The organism is Acinetobacter sp. AS23 (assembly GCF_023612055.1).
GTDB lineage: Bacteria > Pseudomonadota > Gammaproteobacteria > Pseudomonadales > Moraxellaceae > Acinetobacter > Acinetobacter oleivorans.
Genome location: NZ_CP082274.1, coordinates 1,677,566 through 1,692,561, shown reverse-complemented (window position 1 = coordinate 1,692,561; position 14,996 = coordinate 1,677,566). Strand labels below are relative to the sequence as shown.

At 36.5% G+C, this 14,996-nt stretch carries 13 protein-coding genes; 4 read left to right on the top strand and 9 right to left on the bottom strand.

Annotated features, from left to right (window positions below; all coding sequences use genetic code 11):
• Nucleotides 1-13: 13 nt before the first annotated feature.
• Nucleotides 14-2,191, bottom strand: a complete 2,178-nt coding sequence (locus K6I41_RS07920; RefSeq protein WP_350028596.1) for a TonB-dependent siderophore receptor — start codon at nt 2,189-2,191, stop codon at nt 14-16.
• A gap of 425 nt (nt 2,192-2,616) precedes the next feature.
• On the opposite strand from K6I41_RS07920, the gene K6I41_RS07915 reads away from it, so the two are divergent.
• Nucleotides 2,617-3,297: a hypothetical protein gene (locus tag K6I41_RS07915; protein ID WP_250375565.1), complete on the top strand. Its 681-nt coding sequence runs from the start codon at nt 2,617-2,619 to the stop codon at nt 3,295-3,297.
• A gap of 23 nt (nt 3,298-3,320) precedes the next feature.
• Here K6I41_RS07915 and K6I41_RS07910 read toward each other — a convergent pair whose 3' ends face one another.
• Nucleotides 3,321-3,698 (bottom strand): hypothetical protein, encoded by a 378-nt coding sequence (locus tag K6I41_RS07910; RefSeq protein WP_250375764.1) that lies wholly within the window; start codon nt 3,696-3,698, stop codon nt 3,321-3,323.
• 336 nt (nt 3,699-4,034) lie between these two features.
• Here K6I41_RS07910 and K6I41_RS07905 point away from each other — a divergent pair, with 336 nt between their 5' ends.
• Complete coding sequence (locus K6I41_RS07905) at nt 4,035-4,712, top strand: DUF421 domain-containing protein (RefSeq protein WP_130172518.1); 678 nt, start codon at nt 4,035-4,037, stop codon at nt 4,710-4,712.
• Nucleotides 4,713-4,788: 76 nt separating this feature from the next.
• Here K6I41_RS07905 and eno read toward each other — a convergent pair whose 3' ends face one another.
• The 3 genes from eno to pyrG all read right to left on the bottom strand — a co-directional run bounded on the left by eno (nt 4,789) and on the right by pyrG (nt 8,665).
• Nucleotides 4,789-6,078, bottom strand: coding sequence for a phosphopyruvate hydratase (eno, locus tag K6I41_RS07900; protein ID WP_013197659.1), 1,290 nt, complete (start codon nt 6,076-6,078; stop codon nt 4,789-4,791).
• Between the two features lie 61 nt (nt 6,079-6,139).
• Nucleotides 6,140-6,997 (bottom strand): 3-deoxy-8-phosphooctulonate synthase, encoded by an 858-nt coding sequence (kdsA, locus tag K6I41_RS07895; RefSeq protein ID WP_003652054.1) that lies wholly within the window; start codon nt 6,995-6,997, stop codon nt 6,140-6,142.
• 30 nt (nt 6,998-7,027) lie between these two features.
• The gene (gene pyrG, locus K6I41_RS07890; protein WP_250375564.1) at nt 7,028-8,665 is read right to left on the bottom strand and encodes a CTP synthase; all 1,638 of its coding nucleotides are present in this window, start codon (nt 8,663-8,665) and stop codon (nt 7,028-7,030) included.
• Between the two features lie 223 nt (nt 8,666-8,888).
• Here pyrG and K6I41_RS07885 point away from each other — a divergent pair, with 223 nt between their 5' ends.
• Both K6I41_RS07885 and K6I41_RS07880 read left to right on the top strand, forming a co-directional pair.
• Entirely contained in the window at nt 8,889-9,362 is a 474-nt protein-coding gene (locus K6I41_RS07885; RefSeq protein ID WP_013197658.1) for a hypothetical protein, read from the top strand.
• Between the two features lie 243 nt (nt 9,363-9,605).
• A complete protein-coding gene (locus K6I41_RS07880; RefSeq protein ID WP_250375563.1) occupies nt 9,606-10,451 on the top strand; it encodes a metal-dependent hydrolase in 846 nt (281 codons plus the stop codon).
• Between the two features lie 63 nt (nt 10,452-10,514).
• On the opposite strand, the gene K6I41_RS07875 is transcribed toward K6I41_RS07880, so the two are convergent.
• The 4 genes from K6I41_RS07875 to K6I41_RS07860 form a co-directional block, all read right to left on the bottom strand.
• A complete protein-coding gene (locus K6I41_RS07875) occupies nt 10,515-11,609 on the bottom strand; it encodes a YheT family hydrolase (RefSeq protein ID WP_250375562.1) in 1,095 nt (364 codons plus the stop codon).
• 19 nt (nt 11,610-11,628) lie between these two features.
• Complete coding sequence (locus tag K6I41_RS07870; protein WP_250375561.1) at nt 11,629-12,345, bottom strand: SGNH/GDSL hydrolase family protein; 717 nt, start codon at nt 12,343-12,345, stop codon at nt 11,629-11,631.
• 38 nt (nt 12,346-12,383) lie between these two features.
• Nucleotides 12,384-12,791, bottom strand: coding sequence for a nuclear transport factor 2 family protein (locus tag K6I41_RS07865; RefSeq protein ID WP_250375560.1), 408 nt, complete (start codon nt 12,789-12,791; stop codon nt 12,384-12,386).
• A gap of 70 nt (nt 12,792-12,861) precedes the next feature.
• The gene (locus K6I41_RS07860) at nt 12,862-14,886 is read right to left on the bottom strand and encodes an NADPH-dependent 2,4-dienoyl-CoA reductase (RefSeq protein ID WP_250375559.1); all 2,025 of its coding nucleotides are present in this window, start codon (nt 14,884-14,886) and stop codon (nt 12,862-12,864) included.
• Between the last annotated feature and the right edge of the window lie 110 nt (nt 14,887-14,996).

Genomic DNA, 14,996 nt, shown 5'->3' with positions numbered 1-14,996 from the left:
ATGTGAGTTTAAATCAGAAATTATAACGAACACTCAACGTTGCATTTCGTGGTGTGCCCCAATTCATTGAGTTAGCACCAATACCTTCATAATATTTTTCATCAAAAATATTATCGATATTCAATTGAAGTTTGATATTTTTATCTACTTGATAGCCAAGCATCGCACTTGCTAAAACATATGCATCTTGCTCAATACGAGAGCTTCTACTACCCGTATAGTATTTACTCTTATAATTTAAACCAAGCCCTGCACTCCATTGATCAAGTTTGTACTTAACAAATAGATTCGAGGTTGTTCGAGAGTTTGTCGTATTAACCTTTGTGCCTTGTGCATCTTTTGCTTCAAAATTAGCAATACCAAAGTTAATACCCCAATTGTCATTAATCTCGCCATCAGCTTCAAACTCAAAACCTTTACTTTCAACCCCATCTACAGCGCGATAGGCCTGCTCTGTAGTTTGTGTACCATTACGGACAATAAACACTCCCGGTATCGATTCAGCAAAATTAGATTGTTCTATTCGGAATACTGACAATGCTGTATTTAAACGCCCTCCAAACCATTCACTCTTTAAGCCAGCCTCATAACTCTTACCCGTAATCGGATCTATATATTGATCATTTATATCTTTACGTTCTTGAGGTTTAAAAATTTCTGTATAACTTGCATACACAGAATGATCTTGAGCAAAATCATAAATAGCGCCAACATATGGTGCTAATTCATTGTTAAATTCACGGTTGCCTTTATCATTTTCAGACTTATATTCCCAGTTAGATAAACGTGCGCCAGCAATAATTTTCAAAGGATCCAGAATCTGAAATTTACCAGCAACATAAGCAGCAGTTTGTGTGGTTTCATTCAGCGCATTTTTACCGTTTAAAACAACAGGCTGAAGCAACTCTTGAGCCATATGATTATAGTTAAGTGGTCCACCTAAATATTTCTCAATGTCTTGGTTTGTGTTAGACCCACCAAAAATATCCTTTGTTTTCTCATTCTTATTCCAAGATCCACCAATAATAATTTCTTGTGGACGATTAAAAATCGTAAATGGAGCATTGATAAAAACATCAATATTGTTTTCTTCATTTGCAGCTTTTGCACCATATACTGAGACATTATCCTTGCCCTCTTCATTTTTTAATGGACTTATATTGGTTGCCTTGTCTACTTTTCCAGCTGTATATAGCAACATAGAAGCTGTATCTTCTTTACGGAAGGTATAAGCAATATTTAAATTAACGTCATTAAATAAATTCTGTTTTAAATTTGCAAATACTGCCGTTGTATTTACATCCCAGTAAGTCCAAGGTGCGCTTACTGTTAAACTTCTAGAAAAATTGGTACGAGTCCCATCAGTATAAAACGCAGGTGTTCCGCCCCAGCGGATACCATCACGATGTAACTCTTGATAAGTTGCACCAAGCGACATGCTTGTTTTATCACTTAAGTCATAATCAACCGCACCATAAAATACATTGCGTTCTTTCTCATAGAAATCCATAAATGATTTTTCATCAGAATGTTTTACGAACATTCGGCCACGCAATGATCCATCTGCATTAAGTGGTGTGGAAACATCTGCTGAGCTACTCCAAGAGTTCCACGAGCCTAAAGATGTGCTGACATTACCAGTGAGTTCTTTTGAATTTGCATGTTTCCGAATCATGTTCAGTGCCATCGCTGGGTTTCCCGCACCTGTGGTTAGTCCATTGGCACCCTTTACGACTTCGACGCGATCATAAATATCTAAATCTAAATCTCCAGTGCCTAAATTTGTAGTACTAGGTATTCCATCAATTAAGTAATAATCCACCTCAAAACCACGTGCATAAACTCTTTGACGTTCATCGGTACGTGAGGTTGAAACACCGGTAATATTATTCATTAGATCTTGAAAGGAATCGATTTTTCGATCATCTAAATATTCACGGGTTAAAACTTTGACAGATTGAGGAGTTTCACGAAGAGATAAATTTAATTTTGTAGAAGTATTTGTGCTTTTTGCTGTATAGCTTCCGGAACCTTCAGTAACGGCCGGATTTTCTTGTTCTGCTTGTACTTTTATCGTTGCTAAAGTGGTTGTTTCGGTTTGTTCTGCATAAACAAATGAAGGTACCGTTAAAGCCATAGAAATTGCTAAAGGATGAACTCTAAATGCTTTTCTAAAGGGCAGATTGTACATAAGAAAATTCCATAATAACCAATGTGCTGAACCATATTTTTAGCCTTCTACTACCTTGTTCCTTGTTACACAGTAGTAAAAGTTCGGCACAAAAGTTAACACGAATGATAATTGTTATCAACTTTAAGTTAATAATTATTCTTATTTATTTAATTTAAATTGTTAATCCATCATTGCATTAAAGAATCGCTATCCACGACATCAAAATTTGGATTTCCAACAGATTAAATACTGATCTTGTTCAATCGTGGTGCTGAAACCATGAGCTTTATATTATTGATGCAAAAAATATAAACCAATTTTCAAATTCAAATTGATGGTGAAACTGCTCATGAACATGAGAAATAAAAAACTACACAGTATTTTCTTTTATATTTTATTATTCTTCATAAATCTCATGAAAGAGAATAAAGGTATAAACTGTAGTGCACAAAATTTTAGCGTTTTCTTTAGTAAGCTTAGGTTTAAGCGCTTGTGATCACCCTACTGATGATAGCCCTTCAAAAATAATTAATATGGAGAGCAATCATAAACAATATACACCTGCTAACCCTTATATATTTGAATATAATGATATTGTTTACAGTCTAAAAGCTGGACAGCCACAAGATACCTCCCATATAAAATTTAAAAACTTATTAAAAAAAATTCCCTCCAATGATAATAATTTAGATATTTTAAAAACCAAACGCAAGGTACTTATTCACTTAGGTTGCCTTAAAGAGGCATATATAATTACCGAAAAAATTTTAAATAAAACAGATAGTTCACAACTACAAGAGATGCAATGTATTTTCTTAAGAAAAATGAAAAAAGATGCTCATGAAATAAAAGCATGTTATGAAAAAACGGCTCATAGCTATTTAAACGAAATAAATTTAATTCCAAAGGCAGCCATACGATATCAATATGCACTGTGGGGCCATTATGCAGCGATGTTTCATGCGGGACATATAGAATATAAAGATAAACTTCAAGAAATCGTTGATTATCATCACATTGAAGATCATAAACGAACATATCAACAAATGTATGAAAATATACTGAATCCAAATGTTTTCCAAAAACGTTTAGACGCTATTCCCTACAGTCCTGATTGCCACTAAGTTATATTCGCAATTATTGATAATTAATCATCATAGTTCAGATCATCCTCATCAACATTGATATAATCTGGTTGAGGGTCTTTATCAAATTGTACAGCACGTATTTTAACCTCACCTAAAATTTTCGCTTTCCCTACCCTATGCATACCATCCATTATTCTGCCCTGTGAACATAGTATTATTGGATAAGACAAATCTGCCTCTTGAATTAATATCATATGATCAATGATATCTTGAGTAGTGGGATGAGAATCTGGATACCAGTAGGGTTCATTTAATTCTTTTATTTCTGATAGCAAAATTTCTTTTACTTTAAAATTTCTAGTTAATGCTACTAAATTATCTACATCCCAAATATAAGTATCATTTTTAACTTTTCTAAAATGATATTGCTTTCTCATCATATGAAATTCTCTTAAAAAACAATAATATTAAAATATATCATATACATATTAAGACCAAACATTATAAAAATTGAGAAACTAAATTTAGGCCATACATATCAAAATTTTTATTTTATTTGATAATTTTAACAATCATTTTTCTTGCTGTTTCATATACAACTGAAGCTCCAACTATATGTTTATTTTATTAAATATTTTAAATAGTAGAATTTATACAAAATCACATAAAGTTCGAATTTTTAACCAACAACTACTTAAAAAGTATATTTTTTCTATTTTTAATTTGCTAAGAATTTTATAAAGACTTCATATACCTATTAAAAAGGAGAAAAAATGGATTTTTTTAATATTTTCATAGGTGACACGACTTGGACCTTTATTTTAGAAATCTTGGTTCGATGCTTTCTTATGTTTATCATTATTATTAGTTTTTTAAGACTATCAGGTAAACGTGGTGTTCGCCAACTCTCCCTTTTTGAACTCGCAATTATTTTATGTTTAGGCTCGGCTGCTGGTGATCCAATGTTTACCAAGGACTTACCTATTTCTCATGCTTTTGTCGTATTTATCGTTATTCTTTTTCTCTATCGTCTTGTAACTTGGGCAATGGTGAAACATAAAAAAATTGAAGACTTATTGGAAGGAAGAGCTCTCTGTGTAGTCAAAGATGGACTTTTGGTTTACAAAGATTTCCAGAAACAATCATATTCACATGATGAGTTTTTCTCAGAAATGCGCCAACAAAATGTTGAACATCTAGGCCAAGTGAGAACAGCCTTATTAGAGTCTGACGGTATCTTGAGTTTACTTTACTATGAAGATGAAGAGGTAAAATGGGGACTCCCCCTATTCCCAGATGCTTATTGCAAAGCTGACGTACTTAAAATCAATACTTTTTATTCATGTATGAAATGTGGTGAAACGAAAATTCTAAATACACTCGATCAAGAATGTTCTCGTTGCAAACACCATAGTTGGGCTAAGTCGTTAAAAACCCGTCGTCTAGGATAATAAAAAAGGTGCTATTTTTTATTAAAAATAGCACCTTAAAATATTAAAAAACTAATTTTAACTTTTTATTTAAAGATTAGTTTAAACCTTTAAACTCAGCTTTACCGCGGTAAGCAGCTTTAGTCAATTCTTCAATACGAAGCAATTGGTTGTACTTAGAAACACGGTCAGAACGGCAAAGTGAACCAGTCTTAATTTGACCAGCCGCTGTCCCTACTGCTAAGTCAGCAATAGTTGAATCTTCAGTTTCGCCAGAACGGTGAGAAATTACAGTTGTATAACCATTTTCTTTAGCAAGGTAAATTGCATCAAGAGTTTCAGTCAACGTACCAATTTGGTTGTATTTGATTAAGATAGAGTTACCTACTTTCTCATTAATACCACGTTGTAAAATCTTAGGGTTTGTAACGAACAAGTCATCACCAACCAATTGGATTTTGTCACCAAGGATAGATGTCAAGTAAGACCAACCTTCCCAATCTGACTCATCTAAACCATCTTCAATTGAGATAATTGGATATTGGTTTACAAGGCCTGCTAAATAGTCAGAGAACTGGTTGCTTGTGAATGCTTTATTGCCTTCACCCGCAAGAACATATTGACCATTTTTGTAGAATTCTGAAGATGCACAGTCAAGCGCCAACATAATATCAGAACCAGCTTTGTAACCAGTTTGACCGATAGCTTCAAGAATAACAGTGATTGCTTCTTCATTTGAACGCAAGTTTGGTGCAAAACCACCTTCATCACCTACAGCAGTGTTTAAACCTTTTTTGTTTAAGACTGATTTTAGTGAATGGAAGATTTCAGCACCAGCACGTAATGCTTCAGCAAATGAAGTAAAGCCTACTGGCTCAATCATAAACTCTTGAATATCAACGTTGTTGTCTGCATGTGAACCACCATTGATGATGTTCATCATTGGTACAGGCATAGTCAAAATCTTTTGACCACGTAAGTCAGCGATGTATTGGAAAAGAGGAATTTTCTTTTCATCAGCAGCAGCGCGCGCAACAGCTAGTGACACAGCCAAAGTTGCATTTGCACCCAATTTTTCTTTGTTTTCAGTACCATCAAGTTCGATCATCGCATTATCGATGTCTTTTTGTTCAAATACTGATTTGCCCACTAAAGCGTCACGGATAATCGTGTTTACGTTGTTAACCGCAGTTTTAACGCCTTTACCTAAGTAACGTGATTTATCACCGTCACGTAGTTCTAAAGCTTCACGAGAACCAGTTGAAGCACCAGATGGTGCACATGCACGACCAACAACCCCAGATTCTAAAATTACGTCTGCTTCGATGGTTGGGTTACCACGAGAGTCCAAAATTTCACGTGCACGGATGTCAACGATTTGGCTCATGAACAATTCCTCTGTTGAATGAATATGAGCTGCGATTAAAGCAGCGTAAATGAGTAAAAACTCAATGGGTGTCTAACTTTTTGAATCCTTTAACCAAAGTATCCAATTCTTTTATTTGTGCCAAGAATGGCTCAAGCTGCGACATGCGTAATGCACAAGGTCCATCGCATTTTGCATGTTCTGGGTCTGGATGACCTTCCAAGAACAATCCAGCCAAGCCTGTTGCCATTCCAGCGCGTGCTAAAGTTGTAATTTGAGCACGACGACCACCTGCCGAGTCAGCACGACCACCAGGAGTTTGCAACGCATGTGTTACATCGAAGAAAACAGGAACATTCATTTCTTTCATGATGTCAAAGCCAAGCATATCTACAACAAGGTTGTTATAGCCAAATGCTGAACCGCGCTCACAAAGAATTAGTTTATCGTTTCCTGCTTCTAAACATTTATTCAGGATATGGCGCATTTCATGAGGTGCCAAAAACTGAGCTTTCTTAATGTTAATAATAGCCTGTGTTTTTGCCATCGCTTCAACAAGATCAGTTTGGCGACTTAAGAAAGCCGGTAACTGAATAATATCAGCTACTTCTGCAACTGCTTCAGCTTGGTGTGGCTCATGGACATCGGTAATGATAGGAACATTAAAATGTTTTTTAATATCGCCTAACCATTCAATACCTTTTTCAAGTCCAGGACCACGGAACGAATGCAGACTAGAACGATTTGCCTTATCGAAACTCGCTTTAAATACATAAGGAATGTCTAAGCGTTTGCAGATATCAACATAAGTTTCTGCAATTTCGAAAGCTAAATCTTTTGATTCAAGTACGTTCATTCCGCCAAATAATACAAATGGCAAATGATTTGCCATTTGTATATCGCCTAAACGTACAACTTCTTGTGGTTTTAATTGTGACATTTAAACTTTCCCAGTTTATTTAAAATCGCATTACTTACTTTTTTGATGCTGTGTTTTCGCAGCGTCAATAAAACTAGCAAATAATGGATGTCCATCACGTGGTGAACTTGTAAATTCCGGGTGGAATTGTACAGCAATAAACCAAGGATGTTCAGGAATTTCTACAGTTTCAACCAAATGTTGTGCCGAAGAGTAACCAGAAATCTTCATACCAGCTTGTTCAATCGCGTCAATGAAACGGTTATTCATTTCATAACGGTGACGATGACGCTCAGTAATTTCTGCTTTACCATAGACTTCACGTGTTTTAGTGCCTTCAACCAATTCAGATTTTTGTGCACCCAAACGCATAGTTCCGCCTAAATCAGACTCTACGCTACGTTGTTGTAACTCACCACGCTCATCTAACCATTCAGTAATTAAACCAATCAATGGATACTTGGTAGAACGGTTAAACTCTGTAGAAGATGCTTCTGGCATTGCAGCAACATGACGTGCATATTCGATTACAGCCAATTGCATGCCTAAACAAATACCCAAGAATGGAACTTTGTTTTCACGTGCATATTGAATAGCTTTCATTTTGCCTTCAGTACCACGCTCACCAAAGCCACCTGGGACTAAGATTGCGTCAGCTGTTTGCAAAATAGAAACGTCTTGGCTTTCAAGCTCTTCAGCATTGACATAGTCAATCTGTACTTTCACACGGTTTTTGATGCCTGCATGCAACAATGCTTCATTAACAGATTTATAAGCATCTGGTAATTCAACATATTTACCAACCATAGCTACACGTAAAGTGTATTCAGGATTAAGTAATGCTTCTACTACATTGTCCCAATCTTCTAGGTTTGCTTCTGGAAGATCATTAAATCCAAAACGCTCACAGATCAAGTCATCAACGTTTTGTTCATAGAAAGTACGTGGAATTTGATAAATCGTTTTCGCATCTTTACATACCACAACGGCACGCGCTTCCACGTTAGTGAACAATGCAATTTTGCGTTTAGTATCAACATCTACATCATATTCAGTACGGCAGATTAAAATATCTGGCTGAATACCAATTGAAAGTAATTCTTTTACAGAATGCTGAGTTGGTTTCGTCTTAAGCTCTGCTGCCGATTTAATATATGGCAACAAAGTTAAATGCATAAGCATGGTACGTTTATGACCAAGCTCAACCATTAACTGACGAACTGACTCCATAAATGGAAGTGATTCGATATCACCAACCGTACCACCAATCTCAACGATTGCAACGTCGTAACCCTCACCAGCACGAAGTACGCGTTCTTTAATATTGTCAGTAATATGTGGAATAACTTGAACCGTACCGCCTAAGTAGTCACCACGACGTTCTTTATTTAAAACATCTTGATAAACACGGCCACTAGTAAAGTTATTCAGTTTGGTCATTTTCGCACGACGTAAGAAACGTTCGTAATAACCCAAGTCTAGATCAGTTTCGGCACCATCCTCTGTGACAAAAACTTCACCATGTTGGAAAGGACTCATTGTCCCCGGATCGACATTAATGTAAGGATCCATTTTAACCATTGTGACTTTTAAGCCACGGGCTTCCAAAAGTGCAGCAACTGAAGCAGCAGAAATACCTTTACCTAGCGATGAAACCACACCACCAGTAACAAAAATAAAATGGGTCATTAAGTTTCTCGTACAATCAAGCCGAAATCGGCCTACAATGTTGGGCAATTTTACTGTACTCTGCCCCTATAAAGCAAAGTCAAACCGCACCAATTCAAAGATCATTAAACAACTGGCTATTCTATCAGCATTTTTAATAAAAAATTAGGTCAATCTCACATGATTTTTTCATTCTCTTTTGCTGTTATAATGCGAGCTCCTCAATTAAATGTTGTTTAGGACAATGGCAAATAAAAAACTTTTAATCTGTGCTGCTATTGCGGCTGGACTATTGTTAACCGCATGCGTTAAAAAAGAAACACCAGAAGAAGAGCAAGAAAAGGTTGAAACTGCTGTTTCAGAACCTAAACCTGCTGAACCTGCAAAATTTGAATCTTTAGAAAGTGTTAAAACTGAAGAAGCTCAAACTCAGGAACCAACGCAAGTTGAAGTTCATCACGAAGAAACAGCGAATACTACAACTGAAATTCGCCGTGAAACTCGTCCTGCCCATTCTGAGCAAAATTCACAAACAACTGTTTCTGAACAACCTAAAGCAGAGCCGAAGCCTAAGCCAGAACCTAAACCTGAGCCAAAAGCAGAGCCAAAGCCTGAGAAAGCTCAGTCTAAACCTGCTAAGCCAGCAGAACCATCTCAAACTGAAGATGATGCTGTTGCCGCTGCAATTGCTGCTGCTACGCCAGCGCTTAAAAACTAAGTTATCGTATGAATATGCCCAAATTAAACACTTGATTTGGGCTTTTTAAATATTATTAAAATTATCAATTCACTCATTAGTTTCACTTTTTTATTCCAATTTGTCTTTAAAGTTTCCCTAGATATCAATTCAGGACAACCTACTTCTTTTACTTCAAAAAACATTGACGCTCCCTATTCCGAGATGTAATTTTTAATCAAGTTCCTTTTTGGAACTTTAATTAAAAGAAGATTGGAGCTTAAAATGAATACCGTATCAAATCGCTTGCCTGCCTCATTTCCAGTCCGTCGTATGGACTATAATTTTGAAAATGTACCTCGCTATTGGTGTAATAATGAACCCACTTTTACACATTATTTTACGGGTTTATCTACATTGTTCCCCGAGGGTGAATCATATTTTGTTCGTTCAGTTCGAGCATTACGCGCAAAAGCAAAGTCGAATGAACTTCTAGATCGTGAAATTAGTGCTTTTATTGGTCAAGAAGCAATGCATTCTAAAGAACATCATGCTTTTCATGTGAGTGCACAACAACATGGTTTAGATCCAGAATCTTTAGAAAAAGTAACGGGTATTGTTTTAAAGAGTATTGAAAAAGTTTTTAGTAAGAAATGGAACCTACTTGTAACGGTAGGCCTTGAACACTACACCGCTGTACTTGTAGTAAGCATGATGCAGTCTGTTAATGAACTGATGACAGACTCAACGATTCGTAACTTATGGTTATGGCATAGTATTGAAGAAACTGAGCATAAAGCTGTAGCCTTTGATCTTTATGAACACTTATATGGAAGTGGGCTAAGCGCATATCTCCCACGTATCACCGTCTTTACTTTAAGTTTATTTTTAATTACTGGCTTCTCAACAATCTATCAATTCGTTCTTATGAAACGGGATCGTCAACTTCTTAATTTTCAATCTTGGCGTAAGTTTCTTGGTTTTATGACAACACAATATAAAGTTCTAACTCCGAAATTTTTTGACTATTATCGCTTTGACTTTCATCCTAACCAAACTGACGAAAAAGATCTGGTTGCCAGTACTAAAATCAAAATTGGACTAAAAAATTCAAAATTACTTTTATCCTGATCCGATAAAACAATAAAGCCCATCTATTGAATGGGCTTTATTGAACCAATTACGGCAACATAATCACTGCTTATGATCAACCATAAAATAATTCGATATTAATTTGGCTGCCCATGAAGTACTTTTCCAACCTTCGTAAAAACCACAATGACTTCCCTTTTTAGTGGTTACCACTGCAATATTACTCATTTGCTGAATAGTTTCTTTATACGGCTCTAAATTTTTAATAGAACATACTGGATCATCTTCAGCATTAAGAATCATTAATGGAATTTTGACATTTTCAAATACATAAATTGGATTAATTGCCTGACAATAACTTTGATAGTCCTGAAAACCTGCCATTTCAAAGTATTCTTTTTCAAACTCTTCGAGACTAGTCGTTGCAAGAACTTTTTCTAAAGAAGCAACCTGATTCCAAGTACTTTGATAAGGATGAATAAAATATTTGAATAACTTTTTGGTCATCATTTTGCTATAAAACGGGTGAACATTTTTAAAACCAATCTCAGTGTTGTAGCCTGGACACATTGCAAAAGCAGCTTTAAATGGTGTGTCAGAGCCTTGCTCACCCAAATAACGAACTAACAATCCTGTGCCAGCAGAAGAACCGACTGCGTACAAATCCGATTCAGGAAACAAACTTTGAATATGCGAAAGCTGCTCTTTAAGATCACTTGTTGATCCGAAAAGAGAAATCTGTGGTACAGGCATAGGTAAACCCGCATGCCCACGGCGTAAGCATAGTGCTATTCTCCATCCCGTATATTGATGAATATCTCTCACCAATTCACGCATACTTTCAGGTGTCCCTGTAATGGTGTGCATGATAACAACGGTAGGAGTATCTTTCGGAAGATTATAGCCATACCATGCAATTGCAGTTACGCCACCATCTTTCATGCTGAGTTGCTCAATACGGTCATATTCAAGCTTGATGGTTTTTTTTCTAATAATATCGAAATATAAAAGATGGACATGATTGTTAGTTAACCATGGTGTAGGACGATATTTCTGCTTAAGTTGGGGCAACTTATCCAAAATATCTTTAATTTTCCCTTGTGGGTCATAATAGATTTTTGGCTGTTCAGCACCGAGTACTGAGTCAAACAATTCTGAACCGAAAGCTTTAATTTTATTTAAAGTAGATATGCCCATATCCAATCACGACCTCTGATTACGAGTTAAATGATTGCCGCACTAATGCTGCAACCTGCTGTCCCCAAATTGCATAAATTTCTTTGCTTGGATGAAAGCCATCACTTGCCATAGGCAGATTCAAAGCTTGAAAACTTTCAATATCATATTGAATGAATCTAAATTGGTTTTGTGCTTCTACCCAGTTATATAACACTTGATCCATTTGCTCCGCGTATTTTCCAAACAACCAAGCCAATGGATTGGGTAAAGCTGGAAAATGTTGCATGGGCGGAACGCCTGAAACAATAATGAGTTTAGGCTGAAAACGTGCTTGTATATATTCAAATAATTGCTTTTGTTGTTTTATCCATGAATTTGCTGACGTTAATTTTGTCACATCATTAACGCCAATAGATGTAACAACAACATCATAATTTTGCGGCTCTAAATACTGTAAAGCTTGAAAAACCTGCTTAGTAGTATCACCTGTTTTTGCATAAAGTTTCCAATTTATCAAATATTGATCTTGTAACTCAGAAATAATTGCGCCAGATAAAGCATCTTGTTGTGTTTCAACGCCAACTCCCGCTGCGGCAGAGTCTCCTAAAATAAGTAGAGACAATGGTCTGCCCTTACCAACAATGCCTTCTCTTTCACCACTGGCTTCTAGCAAGCGTGGTGTATTCTTACGAACCTTTGTTCCCTGCACAAAAATTACAGGTAACAATGCTAAAGTTGAAAGTTTTAACCACATTCTATTAGTCTCTATCTTACTTAGGCTATTTACTAAAATTATTGTGGTTGAAACTTGGCAATTCTTATACCCATTTGTTCAGCCAGCGCAGCTAAGCCACTCATTGGACGAATCATTACTTCAAAATCAACAATTTTGCCTTGTTCATTAAAACGAATCATATCAATACCTTTTAATGATTTACCACTGACATTAGCACTGAACTCAAGCACTACATTCTCGCCATCTTCTGTATAAAACTCACGATGATAAGTGAAGTTTTCGAACACTTGAATGACATTGGTAAGAATGAAGAAAACGACCTGCTTTCCTTCATAAGGTTTATAGGCAACTGGTGAACGAAAAACCACATCATCTGCCAGTAAATCATTTAGATCAGACAAGTTACCTGCCTGAATCATGTGATGCCATTTTTCTAAAGACTGTTTTGTAATTTCAAGTGTCATTGTTATTTTATCCCGTAATTTAACTAATGAAGTAAGGGGCATTTCTATATAAAGAAATGCCCCACAGAATTTATAGTACTGCTGCTAGTTCAGCACCTTGACGTATTGCTCGTTTTGCATCTAGCTCTCCCGCTTCTTTAGCACCACCAATTAAATGAACATTTTTTCCATCTGTTTTTAATTGGTCATACATTGCAGTGAAAGATTCTTGACCCGCACAAATCACAACATGATCGACTTCAAGCACCCTTGGTTGCCCATCTATACTGATATGTAAGCCCTGATCATCTACTTTGTTGTATTGAACGCCTGCAAGCATTTTAACTTGGCGATTTTTAAGGCCTGCACGATGAATCCATCCTGTAGTTTTACCTAAACCTGCACCGACAACAGCAGTCTTACGTTGCAGTAAATAGATTTCTCGTTCAGAAGTCTCAACTTTTGGCTGTTTTAAGCCACCTACATGCTCATATTGAGTGTCAATTCCCCATTCTTCATAAAACTTTTCTGGGTTTAAACTGCCACTTTCACCTTCGTGAGTGAGATATTCAGCCGTATCAAAACCAATACCACCTGCCCCAATAATGGCTACACGTTGTCCCACTGGCACACGTTCTTTTAAGACTTGTAAGTAGCTAAGTACTTTAGAATGATCAATACCTTCAAACTGTAATTGACGAGGCGTTACACCAGTTGCGACCACAATTTCATCAAAACTTGCTTGGCTCAACTCTTCATAAGTTGCTTTATGATTCAAAATTAATTCAATGTTTGGTCGTAACTCAATTTGGCGAGCAAAGTAGCGTAAGGTTTCATAGAACTCTTCTTTTCCAGGAACAGTCTTTGCAATATTAAATTGGCCACCAATTTGATGACTAGCCTCAAAAATTTTAACTTGATGACCACGGTCAGCTGCATATACAGCAAAACTTAAACCCGCAGGTCCTGCCCCAATAACAGCAATATTCTTTTGAACTTGTGCATCTTTAAAAATAAGTTCAGTTTCATAACATGCACGCGGGTTCACTAAACAAGTTGCAATTTTCATTGAGAAAATGTGATCTAAACAAGCTTGGTTACAGCCAATACATGTATTAATTTCATCACTACGGCCTTCACTTGCTTTTAAAACAAACTCAGCATCAGCGAGCATTGGGCGTGCCATAGACACCATATCAGCATGACCTGATGCCAACACATGTTCAGCCATTTCTGGTGTATTAATTCGGTTAGAAGTAACTAAAGGAATAGAGACTTCTCCTTTAAGTTTTTCAGTAACCCACGTAAACGCAGCACGAGGAACTTTGGTCGCAATTGTTGGGATACGAGCTTCATGCCAGCCAATCCCTGTATTAATAATAGTTGCACCTGCTTTTTCAATTTCTTTTGCAAGCTGAATCACTTCTTCAATACTTGAACCACCTTCAACTAAATCAAGCATCGATAGACGATAAATAATGATAAAGTTTTCACCTACTAATGCCCGTGTACGTTTTACAATTTCGATAGGAAAACGAATACGGTTTTCGTAACTACCGCCCCATTCATCATCCCGATGATTCGTACGCGCGGCAATGAACTCATTAATTAAATAACCTTCAGAACCCATGATTTCCACGCCATCATAACCCGCATACTGAGCAAGTTTGGCGCAGTTTGCAAAGTCATCAATGGTCTGCTGCACTTCGGCAGAACTTAAAGCTTTTGGCTTAATTGGGTTAATCGGTGCTTGAATTGCTGAGGGAGCAACGTTATTTGGCTGATAAGAATAACGTCCAGTATGTAAAATCTGCATAGCAATTTTACCCCCAGCTTCATGAACAGCTTGGGTAATCACTTTATGTTTTTCAGCTTCTTCAACTGTATCTAACTTCGTACCATGGCTAAATACAACACCATCATCATTCGGAGAAACACCGCCAGTTACAATTAAACCCACATCACCTTTTGCACGCTCAGCATAAAACGCAGCCATGCGTTCATATCCTTGTGGTGCTTCTTCTAAACCAATATGCATAGACCCCATAAGCACACGGTTTTTTAAAGTAGTAAAGCCTAAATCAAGTGGCTTCAATAAATGCGGATAAGCTGACATATTTTCTCCTTTGGCTAGCAATAAGCTTGCTAATGCAACTTGTTGCATTAATTTATAATCAAATTTTGACTTTTATGCAACATGTTGCATAATCTCATCAGTCACACTTT

Excerpts from the sequence above, each read along its gene's own strand:
- K6I41_RS07920 (WP_350028596.1), bottom strand. The coding sequence starts at position 2,191 with ATGTACAATCTGCCCTTTAGAAAAGCATTTAGAGTTCATCCTTTAGCA.
- K6I41_RS07910 (WP_250375764.1), bottom strand. The coding sequence starts at position 3,698 with ATGAGAAAGCAATATCATTTTAGAAAAGTTAAAAATGATACTTATATT.
- K6I41_RS07905 (WP_130172518.1), top strand. The coding sequence starts at position 4,035 with ATGGATTTTTTTAATATTTTCATAGGTGACACGACTTGGACCTTTATT.
- eno (WP_013197659.1), bottom strand. The coding sequence starts at position 6,078 with ATGAGCCAAATCGTTGACATCCGTGCACGTGAAATTTTGGACTCTCGT.
- kdsA (WP_003652054.1), bottom strand. The coding sequence starts at position 6,997 with ATGTCACAATTAAAACCACAAGAAGTTGTACGTTTAGGCGATATACAA.
- pyrG (WP_250375564.1), bottom strand. The coding sequence starts at position 8,665 with ATGACCCATTTTATTTTTGTTACTGGTGGTGTGGTTTCATCGCTAGGT.
- K6I41_RS07885 (WP_013197658.1), top strand. The coding sequence starts at position 8,889 with ATGGCAAATAAAAAACTTTTAATCTGTGCTGCTATTGCGGCTGGACTA.
- K6I41_RS07880 (WP_250375563.1), top strand. The coding sequence starts at position 9,606 with ATGAATACCGTATCAAATCGCTTGCCTGCCTCATTTCCAGTCCGTCGT.
- K6I41_RS07875 (WP_250375562.1), bottom strand. The coding sequence starts at position 11,609 with ATGGGCATATCTACTTTAAATAAAATTAAAGCTTTCGGTTCAGAATTG.
- K6I41_RS07870 (WP_250375561.1), bottom strand. The coding sequence starts at position 12,345 with ATGTGGTTAAAACTTTCAACTTTAGCATTGTTACCTGTAATTTTTGTG.
- K6I41_RS07865 (WP_250375560.1), bottom strand. The coding sequence starts at position 12,791 with ATGACACTTGAAATTACAAAACAGTCTTTAGAAAAATGGCATCACATG.
- K6I41_RS07860 (WP_250375559.1), bottom strand. The coding sequence starts at position 14,886 with ATGTCAGCTTATCCGCATTTATTGAAGCCACTTGATTTAGGCTTTACT.